Source organism: Flavobacterium sp., assembly GCF_965277525.1.
Classification (GTDB): Bacteria; Bacteroidota; Bacteroidia; order Flavobacteriales; family Flavobacteriaceae; genus Flavobacterium.
Genome location: NZ_CBDIDC010000011.1, coordinates 539,626 through 552,633 on the forward strand (window position 1 = coordinate 539,626; position 13,008 = coordinate 552,633).

Genomic DNA, 13,008 nt, shown 5'->3' on the forward strand with positions numbered 1-13,008 from the left:
TTAAAGTTCTTTATTCAGACCATTGTGTGTGAAAAACACCAGTGGTATCAATACGTTCGTAGGTATGAGCTCCAAAATAGTCACGTTGTGCCTGAATTAGATTTGTTGGAAGGTTTTCAGATCTGTAGGCATCAAAATAAGCTAATGAATTCATAAGCCCCGCTACAGGTAATCCTTTTTGAACAGCATATTGAACAACGGTTCTTATTCCTGCCTGATTCTCTGTTAATTTGGAAGCAATTCCCGAATCTAAAAGTAAATTTGGTAAATCTGCTTTTGCTGCGTATGCTTTTCTAAAATCTTCTAAAGCATTGGCACGAATAATACAGCCTCCGCGCCATATTTTGGCAACAGTTTCCAGATTCAGTCCGTAATTGTATTCTTTAGACGCAGTATGAAGCTGTGCTAATCCCTGGGCATAAGTGACTACCATAGAAAAGTAAAGTGCTGATTTTAATGCTGCAATTGCTTCGCTTGTATTTACATTCGTTTCATCGTTGGTTTTCCAGACTAATTTAGTGGCGGCCTCAATTCTTTCCGGTTTGGTTTTAGACATATCGCGCATAACAACTGCTGCATCGATAGTAGGAACGGGTACCTGCAAATCCATTGCATTTTGAGAAGTCCATTTTCCTGTTCCTTTAGATTTTGCCCAGTCCGAGATTTTATTGATCAGCCTGCTGCCGTCTTTGTCTTTTTCCTTCAGTATGTTTCCGGTAATTTCGATCAAATACGATTTAAGATCCGTTTGGTTCCATTCTTCAAAAGTTTGCTGAATGGTATCTTCATCCAGATTGTACCCTCTTTTCATCAGGTCATAGATCTCAGAGATCAGTTGCATGATTCCGTATTCGATTCCGTTGTGCACCATTTTTACATAGTTACCGGCAGATCCGTTTCCTAAATATTCTACACAAGGTTCTCCATCTACTTTTGCCGCAATGGCTTCAAAAATAGGACGAAGTCTTTCGTATGCTTTCTGATCACCACCAGGCATCATAGCAGGACCAAATCTGGCGCCTTTTTCACCTCCTGAAATTCCCATTCCAAAAAAATGAATTCCCTTAGCCGATAATTCCAAAAATCTTCTGTCTGTATCCGTAAAATAAGTATTACCGCCATCAATTATAATATCACCTTTGTCCAGATGAGGAAGTAAACTGGCAATGGCACTGTCAACAGGTTTTCCGGCAGGAACCAGCAGCATAATAGCTCTTGGCTGTTGTATAAGCCCAACAAAATGCTTAACATCTGTCGTAGCTTCAATTCTATGATCAGGATCGGCTTCCTGCTGAAGAGAGTTAACTTTTTCAGTATCTAAATCTAAGCCTGCTGCCGCAAAGTTATGGCTCGCAATATTCAAAAGTAAGTTACGGCCCATTACACCGAGTCCTACAATTCCAAAATCAAATTTGTTCATAGTTTTCAATTAACTAAAATTATTAGAAAAATGTTTTTTCCAAAAAAAAGTAAGAAAAAAAACAATAAGGCTTTTTCATTCAGTTCTTTGCAGAAAAACAAAGTTTGTTTTAATCTTATATTTTAAGATCTACTGTGCTAAGTTAAGAAAAATGTGAAACATTAAAGGATTAATAGTCCTCTTTAAGGCTTTATTATGATAGTTTTTCTGGTGTAAAAAATACGTTTTATTTAAATTGTAAGACTCTTTAAAAGCCAATTGGATTTGTCTTTTTAATTAAATGTAAAAAACGACAAGTCCGGCATTCATATTTTGCCTTATGTCACAGATCAGAAAAATAAAATGATCTACAGCTTTTCGTGATTAGGTTTAAGAAGTAATTACTATAAACGAAATGAAGATTATTTCCTTATATATAATTAACAAGCCAGAAGAATTGTTTCAAATAATAATTTTTGGTTCACTATTATCTTCAATGTTTCTGGCCTGAAAAGTAGTAAGTTTCTTAATAGGAGATATTATTTTATGCTTCAATATTTACTTTCGCAACAAAAGAAGATACTGTTTTGGTATCAGCACTATTTTCAGCAATATAAACCCCTAATATATTATTTTTATAGGCGGTATTAGCACTGGTAACATTCGCTCCCGGAAACTCAAGATCTATCCAATTTGCTTCTCCAAATGATCCGTCTGAATTTCGACATACAGCAACAAATGACGCACCGGTTTTTTTCCCGTCTAAAGTAATCCAGTCAGAGGGCATATTGTATCCATGATCTTTAGATGCGGTAATGCCTTCAAAATGAGTTATTATGGATAGAAGGGTTTCGTTCTTGTAACTAAAAGATTTTAAGTTACTCGTCTTTTTGGTTGTCGCATTATAATCAATCAGAAAAGCCTGACTTAGCTTCCCTAATTTAGGACTGGTATATCCTCCCGCCAGGGTATAACTTTCACCACCATTATGCCAAATACCATATAACGTAGTCGTTAATGAATCCGGCAATTGAAATTCTGTACATTCTTTATTGGCAATATCATACAAAAATGCGTATCCGTTTTTATCATTTTCTACATCATAATTTCCAACAGCGAGGCCGCCCATTACGCTGTGAACAAATACATTATTCGTATTTCCTCCATTAGGCAAGACCTGAACCCAGGTTCCTGAACCATCAATAGGACCTTCATAATAAAATCCGAGGTTGCCACTTGGTGCTTTACCCGTAGAAGCTGATATTTTATAAGAGCCAACAAATTGTATCGTGCCGTGAGGTCCGTTATTTGGTCCGTAGCAAGAAGTGTTGGTTACTGTGGCTTCTGGTGTACCTGGAAAATTAACAACATGCCATTTTCCTTCATTGCCATTTCCTTTAAGTGTTCCTTCATAAATCAATCCCTGTACAATTCCATTCTGGCCTAATAAACTGCCTGAAATGTATACATTTTCAGATCCTGAGACACCTCTTATTCCTTGTATTGTAGTCTGCCCGGCAGGATTATTAAAATCGGCATAACTTACTGTACTAACTTCGAGATTTATATTTTGTGACATAATGCGTGGGGTTTTATTATTATTTATTTGATGGGGTACTTTTTAGATTTTAGAGCTGTTTTTTAGTTGAATGTCGTAGTACTGTAAACATCTTTTGGCATATTGACCCAGAGTTTTTCTACTTCGAGTTGATGCAACTGCTCCTCTAAATCTCTTCTAATATCACTGTATCCCGGATCGTAAGCAAGGTTTGTAATTTCTAATGGATCATTGATTAAATCATACATTTCATATTGTTTGAAATAAGCAGTTGATGCATCAAAGTAATAATCGAATTTCCATTTTTCTGTCCGGATACAACGGATACGATTAGCTGCTTTTACAACTGTCCAGCTGCTATTAGAGCCAGCCTTTATATCGTCATAAGTGAATAAGATGCTATGCTGAACGGGAGTATTGTTCTCCATTACAGGCAGTAAACTGGTACCTGCAAGTCCGGTAGGCGGATTTGATACATTGGCGATATCTAAAAAAGTAGGCATAATATCAACCAATGTGGCCAATGCCATTGACTGTTTTAGATTATGGCCTTTGAATAGTACCGGATTTGAAATGACAAGTGGCACTCTTAACGCTTCTTCATAGGCGACAAAAGTTTTCTGGCGCAGTCCTCCGTGAGCCAGACCCATTTCTCCATGATCTGAGGTTAGAGTAACAATGGCAGAGTCTGCCAGTTTATTTCCCTCTTCATCTTCCTGGTATAGCTCTTTGATCAGATATCCAATTTCCTTATCCACATGACTTAATAGGTGACCATAAAAATTGATATAGTTCAGTTTGTCTTCCGGAGTGGTTATTTCGCCCAGGCTTAGTGCCATATTGAGCAAAATTTGCTCCTGGGCCATTGGTTTTTTATTTTCAAGCAAATTTTCATTAACGGTAGCCGGAAGCCCGATTTCTCTGCCTGACCAGGTTGACGAATGATATCCTGACGTACCTGCCGATTTTGGATAGGCTAAAACATCATGCGGATTTACAAGTGAAAGAATAAGACAGTACGGTTTATGATTTCCTGCAGCTCTTTGTACTTTTACTTGTTTGAGATATTGTATGGCCTCGGCGGTGTATTTTGCATCATGATTCGCATATCCGCCACCAAAATTAAGCGGATTAACATCTTCGCCGGCATCTGGCGCAACCCAGCCCATTGCTCCAAATAATGAAATATCTGCAGCTGTTAGATCTTCATAGTTCGTACTCGTGCCATTTGGCGCGACTCCCTTGCTCATATGCCATTTGCCTCTGTATTGCACATCGTATCCTTCTGCCCAAAGGACATTCATGATATTGGGCAATGAAGTACTGAGTGTTGGTTCTTGCGGAGATAAAAGACCTCCTTCGGTTAAGGTTTGGCTTACTCCATGTTTGGCAGGATAGGTCCCCGTAAATAAGGTTGCACGACTAGGAGAACACATGCAAGTATTGCAAAACGCTCTGTCGAAACTAAAACCATTTTGTTTTAGAAATGTCAGGGTAGGCAGATTTTCTTCTTCCCATCCGGGTGGAAAATGTTGAGTAGCACGCTGCTCATCTGTAATAATAAGAATCAGGTCCGGCTGTTGGCCAATTTGGTTCAGTTTTTCTTTTAAGTCCATTGTTTGTTGTTTAAGTATTAATAAAAAAATATTATTATGTAAGCATTAATGAGGATATGGGGTAATCTAAAAGGGAGTGGATTCGGGAACTTCTTATAAAATTGAATGTAATTTTCTTATCGAACAGGGCTGGTAATAATCAGAAATAGTAGCAGCACCTTTATTAGGTAATGAATATGATTTTCAATTAATAAGAATAAAATTACAATAATAAAGTGAGCCTGCAAAACGTATAAATACCTGTTTTACAGAAATATGTAGTTCATTTAATTTCGTTTTTCCTGATGCAAAAATTCCCGTCAGGAAATTGAAACAATGAAATACTCAGAATAAAAAGATGTGATCCTGATTTTTTTTAAGAGAATAGATACGGAATGTAAGTTTTGAAGCTATTTTAAATTCTTACAAACACTAACAAACTTGTTTTTCGCTTGAAATAACAAATACGCTATCTATATATCTTCTTGATTTAATATTTTGATTAAAAATGTATAATGCTGATTGTTAGTTAATTGTGTTAGCGAAAACGTTATCTTCATCTTGATTTTTAGTACATTCTTTTTTTAGTTTCTTTTTTAAGTCTAGTTTCGTTTTGTCCTTTTTTTAGGAACTAACTTACTAATTTAAAAACCAAAAATTATGAAGAATCAATTACTTACTATTTTTTTTAAAAGGGTCCAATATTGTCCCGCAATGTGGCTTTTTTTTATCCTCTTAACTTCAGGTCTACAGGCACAGCGGGGGTATTATGATGCCCCTTACAAAAGGTATGAAGCAAACTTGGGCCAGTTGTCTAATGGAGCTTCGACTACTCCAAAATCATATGCTCAGGCTGATCTTCAATCAGAAACGTCAGATCAGCAATGTGTAAATATGTCTGCTACCAACGCTACAGTACAATGGACACTTACCGAAGCTGCAGACGGACTTGTAATCCGATACAGTGTTCCTGATGGACAAACGGCCACTTTGGGTGTGTATAATGGGAATACAAAAATTACCACTTTGACTCTGACAGCAACCTGGTCGTGGGAATATTTGTGGAGCAATGGAAATCCTAATAATGGCGGGATTACGAATCAGAATCCAAGAATGCGATTTGACGAAGTACGTTATAAGCTTCCTGCTAAAATTGCTGCATCCGGACAGTTAAGACTAGTAAGAGAAACAGGGAATGTTCATGTGGATTTCGCTGAGATGGAACCAGTTCCAACGGCCGTTACAGCTCCAGCAGGTTCTGTTACTTATACGGGGAACGGAAGCGATCTACAGACTTTTATTGATGCAAACGGCGGTAAAAAAATATTTGTACCAAGTGGTGTTTTTAATGTGAATCGGGAATTGTATTTTGGGACTGCCAACACTTCTTTGATAGGTGCCGGAATGTGGTATACCCAAATTAATTTTACTAACACGAGCAGCTTAAATGGAGGATTACGTGCCAATGCAACCAATATTTCATTTACAGATCTTTACCTGACAACAAATTCGGCTTCAAGAAGTAATTCTTATAAAGCCATAAACGGAGTTTTTACAAGCGGTTCGACATTAAAAAATATTTGGGCAGAACATTTTGAGTGCGGTGCCTGGATTGCACAATATAATACGGGAGGACCAGCAATTGCCGATGGATTTACCCTGTCTCATTGTCGTTTTAGAAACAATTATGCTGACGGGATTAATCTGTGTAAAGGAACCGCCAATGCCATTGTAGAGCATTGTAACTTTAGAAACAATGGTGATGATGATCAGGCGATCTGGTCAGCTGATGGACAGGAATGTATCAATAATACGTTTCGATACAATACTTCAGAAAACTGCTGGCGTGCTTGTGGCTTGGCTATCTACGGAGGTAAAAATAATAAAGCGTACAATTTAATTATAAAAGATAACTTAGAAGCAGGGATCAGGGTTAGTAATAATTTTCCAGGAGCACCATTTAACAATGATGGTATGCACGAAATACACGATATTACGATAACAGCATGCGGAACTTTTAATGATACCTATAACAATCCTGTAGCGGCGGTAGACATTTTTAGTGCCACTAATGCTGGTTCTCAGGTTAAAAATGTCCAGCTTTATAATATTGATATTTTAGATTCCAGAAATGATGCTATATCTATAAGCAAAAGATCAGGAGACGGTATTTATAATCTTAGTTTTAAAGATATAACGGTTAACGGAACCGGTAAGGAATATCCAAACAATAATGCACTTAACAGAAATTGGGGCAGAGGTTATTTTGTATTGATAGCAGGTTCTCCTGCCGGAAATGGTACATACTGTAATATGAATTATTCCAATAGAGGCGGTAATGCCACAGCTAATGAAGAATCGAGTGCAATTGGTACATTTTCATGGACACAAAGCAGTAGCTGTTCCAGCACATCAGTTCCGGTTACAGGCGTTACGGTTAACCCGGCAACAGCTACTTTAGGCGTGGGTGCAACACAACAATTAACCCCCACTGTTGCTCCGGCCAATGCCACAAACAAAACAGTGAGTTACAGTTCTAACAATACTGGTGTGGCAACCGTAAACGGGACAGGTATAATAACCGCAATTGCTTCCGGATCTGCAACAATTACTGTGACAACTCAGGATGGTGCAAAAACAGCAACTACTGCCATTACGGTAAATGCATCAAATGTAGCGGTAACAAGTGTGAGTCTTAATCCAACAACAGCTACTCTAAGTGTTGGTGCAACACAACAATTGACACCAACAGTTTTGCCATCTAATGCAACCAATAAATCGGTGAGTTATAGCTCTAACAATACTGGCATAGCAACGGTCAATGCAGCAGGTTTGGTAACTGCAATTGCTAACGGATCAGCAACCATTACGGTCACCACTGCAGACGGAAATAAAACAAGCACGGCAACAATAACAGTAACTACTGCCACCGGGGCTTATTTTACCATTAAAAATAAATGGACCAATAATTATTTATACGATACCGGTGCCAATGTGGGTTATGGAGCTACAGTTGCCAACAATAACTACAAATGGGAAAAAGTAGCTGTCGATGCTACTTATTTTATATTAAAAAACGTAGGTACCGGAGATATAATGCATATTGAAAACCTAACCGGAGCGGTACAATGTACTGCAGGATCTTCTGGTTGGTACAGCGCACAATGGTCTAACGAAAATGTTGACGGTACGTGGGTAAGAATTAAAAACAGATGGCAAACAGGCAGTATGATTCATATAGAGAATCTAAATGGGGCTGCTCAATACGCCGGAGCTCAAAATAATTGGGAAAGTGCACAATGGCAATTTCAAAGTACTGCTACGGCAAAGAAAATTGATGTTAATCAGGCTGAAGTCACTAACGATAATAATTCTTTTGTTGGTATTTATCCCAATCCGGCGGTCAACAAAGAATTTAATATTGTATTGCCGGAATTAGAAACCGGAGATACAGCAACAGTAACGATTAATGATATAAACGGAAGAAAGGTTTTGGTAAAAAAACTAAATGCATCTTCAAAAATCAATCATGATCTAGCTTCAGGAATATATGTTGTTACCATTAGTTCTAATGCTTTTAATGTTTCTAAAAAGCTGATTGTTAAATAATCCATTAAATTTAATTCTTAAAAGATTAATCGGAGGGGGAAGCTGTAAATCGCAACATAATAATCTGTAATTCAGGAAAAATTCGAAGTTTTGATACAGGTGTAGTCATAAAGGTAACAGAGGGTACTTTTAACCTTCGATATAATGAAATAATTAATCGAAAATGAGAATAAGGTTATCTCAGTAACAACAAAAAGGTGTTTGATATTCAAACACCTTTTTTTATTTTAAATAAAGATTTAAACCTATTTTGATTCAGGCTGAAAAAGATCATCTGAATTTTCTGTAATAGGAATATACAATCGTTCCCAAACATCACTATCCACCATATCCCAGCTGTGGCCTTTTCCTTTTAGATCTTCAGCGAGTAATACGACACCTGGTTCTATTATAAAAGTACTGCCATCTGATACCTTAAATTTGATTTTGCCTTTAACAGTGATTACATATTGTTTTCTTGGTGCCGGATGTGCATTTTTTTCCCACGCTTCCGTTTTATTGCTGTACCAGAACGAAGCGGTGTTCATGTGCTTTAATGACGGTATAGAACCTTTTTCGAAGGAACAGCTGCCATCAGGATTATTGATAAGGCGGTAGGCAGGAATCTCCGAAGCTTCTTCGAGGGCTTTCACCTGAACTTTTTTATGATCTTGTGCATAATTGCTGTTTGCTGACATAAAGGCTACAATTAGGATAAATCCTTTTAATAAATTTTTCATTTTGTTATTAAATTTAAAAGTAATAATTATTTAGTTATTGATTGTACACAGAATCGTGAACCATCATTTTATTAAAGAACGGTTTGTATTTCGCTACCAGAGCAAGATGTCCGTCAAGCTTACCATAGGTTTCTAAGTCTTCAAGAGAATCAAATTCCATTGAGGCATTATAAGTAAATGAATTGTCCATTACGGGTCTTGGAGTTGAGTTTGCCGGTCCGCCATAACGTACATTTTTGACATAAGGCAACTTTTTAAGCCCTTCAAAAAAGTGCTGAAAATCTTTTACCTGAGCTGCTGTAAGTTCCGGTTTAAGCCAAAGGAGCAGGTAGTGAAAATAAACGGTTTTAGGTTGAGGTGTTACTTCTTTTAAAGTATTTGCCAATACTTTACCTCCCGTAAGCGCAAGGGCTCCGGCACTCGCTGATGTGATAATAAAATTTCTTCGTTTCATAATATGTAGCTTTTAATTAAAATCGATTCTGTATTTCAAAACAAACTGCCATTTTCGGTCGGATACCGTGGCCAGATTTGCATCATTTAAGGTGTAGATGGGACGATTTTGAGCGTCAACGGTCAGTCTTGATGACATACCGTTCATCAACAAAGAGACACCTGCATCATACGTTAATGCTTTATCATGAAGCCCGTCAAGATCTGAAAGCATAACACTGGCTGCGGGTTGTAGTTGTAGATTGTTTTTGTCTTTGTTAAAGTAGGGTAGCGTACCACCAATTTGTAGATAATATGTATTTCCGGTTCCTATCACTGGTGAATTATTACCGGCACCGTTAAGGCTGCTTGCAGCTGTATTTACACCACTTGCAGGATTGCTGACACCGGAATAACGTACATAGTTAGGACCATAATTATTATTCATTGCCATGGCGTAAGCACTAAAAGAGGTACCGCGGTCTTTGTTTATGGGAGTATCGTAGAAAAGGTCGACAGCAAAACTTTTTTCATCATCATTAATGGTGGTTTTCGTTTCGTCTAAGTGCCACAGCGCATTGTGCATGTATTCGAATCCTGCTCCTAACGCAAGAACTTTCTTTTTACCACTATAAGTTCCTGAATGAAAAGGGGATGAATTGTTTTCTGTTTCAAAAAATTCATATTTAAAATAACCCGAGTAGTCTTTGTTAGGACTCATTTTACTAAATGTAGCCACATTGTATTGAGGGTCTGCACTGACATTGGTATACGGATCTGCAATCACCACACGGTAATCAAACTTGCCTATTTGCCCTTTTGCATAAACACTTAGCTCTCGTACTGTTTCATCAGATATACCTGCATTTCCGGTAGCATAAGACGGTAAATCGTATAGTAAAGTGTTTAATGGCCCTGTAGTAAATCTTGATAATCCTCTCCAGGTAGATCGGCCTGCACCGGCAGCAATGATATCGTTGAATTTGTATTCTGCGTAGGCATCTAAAAGTTCAAATGCAGGTGTTGTTTTAGAGGCCACATTTACGTTAGTCAAACCACCCTGCAAGATAAAGGTGAATTTTTCAGTAGGCTGATACGCCATTTTTACCCTTACTCTTCTTAGCGACAAGTCGGAAATGCTATTGACCTGCTCACCGTTTACCAAACTTCCCGGATTCAGCTCCAGATAACGTGCCCATATTTCGGTATAACCGCTAAAGGATATAGAGCGTGTTTTTTCATCGTTTAAATAATGCGTAAGCGCAGGGTTTCCAAAATCGTTCTTTTTTTGGGCACTTACTGTGTTTGTTAGCCCTGCAAACAGAGAAAAACAGATCCCAATTTTTAAATATTTTGTTTTCATGTATCGTTAAAATTTATATTTAGTTTGGTAGTGATCACTACTTGTTTTTGACAGGACAAAGGTAAATTCAGCTTAGGCTTAGGGGTATTAGAAAAGTATTAGAAAGCTTTTAGAATGTTATTAGAGAAACCGTTATTTTAGATTTAAGTATTTGTAAATCAGTGTTTTTTTTAATATTACTCTAATTAGATCACTGATAGTAGCCTTTTACAAAAAGAAATATTGTCGTAAATTTGATTCCGATTTTAAAATCAACGGATACAAATGAAGATATTGATAGTTGAAGATAACAGCCGTGTATCTGCCCTTCTTAAACGAGGACTTGAAAGCCAGGGCTACCAGGTATATATTGCAGAAGAAGCAGAAGAAGGACTGGTACTTTTAGAGAGAATTGATTTTGAATTAATCATCACAGACATTATGCTCGCTGCAATGGACGGCATAACTTTCTGTAAAAAAATCCGCCAGGCAGGAAAAAAAACACCCATAATTATGCTGACAGCATTGGGCACTATCGATGAAAAGATTGAAGGTTTTGATGCCGGTGCAGATGATTATCTGGTAAAACCCTTTGAAATACGTGAACTTTACGCAAGGGTTAAAGCCCTGCTTCAACGCAAACATGATTCAGGTAATACTTTCGAAGAAACCGCTCAAATCGTTTATAATGATCTTATTCTCGATAAAAGAACCAAGGTTATCTATCGGGAAGGGCAGACCATTAATCTAACGCCTAAAGAATTTAATCTGCTCTACTTTATGATGCAGAATCCGGAAAGACTGCTTACACGTGATGAAATAGCAGATAATGTCTGGGGCAATAATTTTGATACCGGAACCAATTATATCGATGTATATATAGCCTATCTGAGAAAAAAGATCGACAAAGGTTTTGATCAAAAACTAATTCACACTAAAGTAGGGATGGGATTTATTTTAAGCAATAAACTATGAAATTAGTAACCCGAACAGCTCTTGCTTATGCCATTCTAACGGCTTTTATCCTTTTTGTTTTTGCCTACAGCGTATATTTTGTGTCTGAAAAAAACAGAAAAGATGAATTTTTTGATCGGCTTGATTATAAAATAATATGGCGTGCCGAGTTTATATTTGATGCACAAATCAATAAAAATCTGATTCAATTTCTTCATACTAAAAACAAGAAAGTACTTAATGAAGCTGATATAAGCGTTTACGACAGCAACTTTAATCTTTATTTTTCAGATAATATACCACCGCTTGGCAGTAAAAAAATACTGCAATCCATAAAGAAGAATCGGTCATTAAACTGGTTCGACAATAAATACCAGTACCGGGGTATTTTATATATAGATCATGACAGGGAATTTTACGTAATAGGCAGGGCAGTAGACGTGACCGGTCTAAATCATATTAATGCTTTCAAGGAGAACCTGCTTTATGTCTATTTTACTTCTGTAGTGTTGATATTTATAATAGGTTTTGGATTTTCTTATTATACATTAAAACCTTTAAAGGATATTATTTTTCAAATCAGAGATATATCCGAACATAATCTGAACAAACGCATAGTAGTGCCAAAAGCGAAAGACGAACTTTATGAGCTTACTCAGACCTTTAATGCGACCTTTAACCGTTTAGAGAAATCCTTTAACAACCATCGTAATTTTGTCACCACAATATCGCATGAATTCCGGACACCATTGTCTATTTTAATAGCAGAAATTGAGCTTGGAAAAGAATTAAACCAAACGATAGAGGATTATAAAGTATCATTGGACAATGCTTTAGAAGAAGCAAATCATGTTTCTCAGCTTTCGACGGCACTGCTTGATTTTGCCCGTGCCAATTATGACAGATCACAAATAAAAATGTCAGATATCCGGATAGATGAAGTGCTTGTTGATGCCAAATTAAATCTCTTAAACAAGAAAGATGTAAAGTATAAGATCGGTATAAGCTACACCAACCTGGATGATACGGATGCAAATTTCTATAATTATTTTGGTAATCCCTACCTGTTGCAATCTGCCTTTTCGAACATTATGGAAAATGCCTGTAAATATTCTGCAGACCATTCCTGTCATGTCGATATAAATGCTTCTGCCGATAGTATTATCCTCACTTTTTCTGATAATGGCATTGGTATTCCTGAAGGCGATTTAGAACAGATCTATAATTTATTTTACAGGGGAAAAAATAAAAACTACGAGAATGGTTATGGTGTGGGATTGTCTATCGTTAAACAAATTGTTAGCCTGCACAATGGTGCTATCGAAGTTAGTTCAATCGTTGGAAAAGGAACAACTTTTACAGTTATTATTCCCAATAAAATAATTTGAAGCTGGTTTAAT

At 37.0% G+C, this 13,008-nt stretch carries 9 protein-coding genes; 3 read left to right on the forward strand and 6 right to left on the reverse strand.

Features of this window, described 5'->3' with window-relative positions:
• Window positions 1–10 precede the first annotated feature (10 nt).
• The 3 genes from gndA to ACQY44_RS22910 form a co-directional block, all read right to left on the reverse strand.
• On the reverse strand, window positions 11–1,420 hold the full coding sequence (gene gndA / locus ACQY44_RS22900; protein ID WP_428232595.1) for an NADP-dependent phosphogluconate dehydrogenase: 1,410 nt from the start codon (window positions 1,418–1,420) through the stop codon (window positions 11–13).
• Window positions 1,421–1,943: 523 nt separating this feature from the next.
• Window positions 1,944–2,978 (reverse strand): hypothetical protein, encoded by a 1,035-nt coding sequence (locus ACQY44_RS22905; protein ID WP_428232596.1) that lies wholly within the window; start codon window positions 2,976–2,978, stop codon window positions 1,944–1,946.
• Window positions 2,979–3,040: 62 nt separating this feature from the next.
• Window positions 3,041–4,573 (reverse strand): sulfatase-like hydrolase/transferase, encoded by a 1,533-nt coding sequence (locus ACQY44_RS22910; RefSeq protein WP_428232597.1) that lies wholly within the window; start codon window positions 4,571–4,573, stop codon window positions 3,041–3,043.
• A gap of 639 nt (window positions 4,574–5,212) precedes the next feature.
• Here ACQY44_RS22910 and ACQY44_RS22915 point away from each other — a divergent pair.
• Window positions 5,213–8,161: an Ig-like domain-containing protein gene (locus tag ACQY44_RS22915; protein ID WP_428232598.1), complete on the forward strand. Its 2,949-nt coding sequence runs from the start codon at window positions 5,213–5,215 to the stop codon at window positions 8,159–8,161.
• 245 nt (window positions 8,162–8,406) lie between these two features.
• Here ACQY44_RS22915 and ACQY44_RS22920 read toward each other — a convergent pair whose 3' ends face one another.
• From ACQY44_RS22920 to ACQY44_RS22930, 3 genes are read right to left on the reverse strand one after another with little or no spacing between them, the layout of a single operon-like run.
• Window positions 8,407–8,880 carry a hypothetical protein gene (locus ACQY44_RS22920; RefSeq protein ID WP_428232599.1) on the reverse strand — a complete coding sequence of 158 codons (474 nt, stop codon included), beginning with the start codon at window positions 8,878–8,880 and terminating at the stop codon, window positions 8,407–8,409.
• A 34-nt stretch (window positions 8,881–8,914) separates the two neighbouring features.
• Window positions 8,915–9,334 (reverse strand): Dabb family protein, encoded by a 420-nt coding sequence (locus ACQY44_RS22925; protein ID WP_428232600.1) that lies wholly within the window; start codon window positions 9,332–9,334, stop codon window positions 8,915–8,917.
• A gap of 12 nt (window positions 9,335–9,346) precedes the next feature.
• Window positions 9,347–10,675 (reverse strand): hypothetical protein, encoded by a 1,329-nt coding sequence (locus tag ACQY44_RS22930; RefSeq protein WP_428232601.1) that lies wholly within the window; start codon window positions 10,673–10,675, stop codon window positions 9,347–9,349.
• Window positions 10,676–10,939: 264 nt separating this feature from the next.
• Between ACQY44_RS22930 and ACQY44_RS22935 the strand changes: the two genes are divergently transcribed.
• Both ACQY44_RS22935 and ACQY44_RS22940 read left to right on the forward strand, forming a co-directional pair.
• The gene (locus ACQY44_RS22935) at window positions 10,940–11,629 is read left to right on the forward strand and encodes a response regulator transcription factor (RefSeq protein ID WP_428232602.1); all 690 of its coding nucleotides are present in this window, start codon (window positions 10,940–10,942) and stop codon (window positions 11,627–11,629) included.
• The gene (locus ACQY44_RS22940) at window positions 11,626–12,996 is read left to right on the forward strand and encodes a HAMP domain-containing sensor histidine kinase (RefSeq protein ID WP_428232603.1); all 1,371 of its coding nucleotides are present in this window, start codon (window positions 11,626–11,628) and stop codon (window positions 12,994–12,996) included. The genes ACQY44_RS22935 and ACQY44_RS22940 overlap by 4 nt, the downstream gene beginning before the upstream one ends.
• The last annotated feature ends 12 nt before the right edge of the window (window positions 12,997–13,008 follow it).

Bases quoted from the DNA above. Each gene is read 5' to 3' on its own strand.
- gndA (WP_428232595.1), bottom strand. From the start codon at position 1,420: ATGAACAAATTTGATTTTGGAATTGTAGGACTCGGTGTAATGGGCCGT.
- ACQY44_RS22905 (WP_428232596.1), bottom strand. From the start codon at position 2,978: ATGTCACAAAATATAAATCTCGAAGTTAGTACAGTAAGTTATGCCGAT.
- ACQY44_RS22910 (WP_428232597.1), bottom strand. From the start codon at position 4,573: ATGGACTTAAAAGAAAAACTGAACCAAATTGGCCAACAGCCGGACCTG.
- ACQY44_RS22915 (WP_428232598.1), top strand. From the start codon at position 5,213: ATGAAGAATCAATTACTTACTATTTTTTTTAAAAGGGTCCAATATTGT.
- ACQY44_RS22920 (WP_428232599.1), bottom strand. From the start codon at position 8,880: ATGAAAAATTTATTAAAAGGATTTATCCTAATTGTAGCCTTTATGTCA.
- ACQY44_RS22925 (WP_428232600.1), bottom strand. From the start codon at position 9,334: ATGAAACGAAGAAATTTTATTATCACATCAGCGAGTGCCGGAGCCCTT.
- ACQY44_RS22930 (WP_428232601.1), bottom strand. From the start codon at position 10,675: ATGAAAACAAAATATTTAAAAATTGGGATCTGTTTTTCTCTGTTTGCA.
- ACQY44_RS22935 (WP_428232602.1), top strand. From the start codon at position 10,940: ATGAAGATATTGATAGTTGAAGATAACAGCCGTGTATCTGCCCTTCTT.
- ACQY44_RS22940 (WP_428232603.1), top strand. From the start codon at position 11,626: ATGAAATTAGTAACCCGAACAGCTCTTGCTTATGCCATTCTAACGGCT.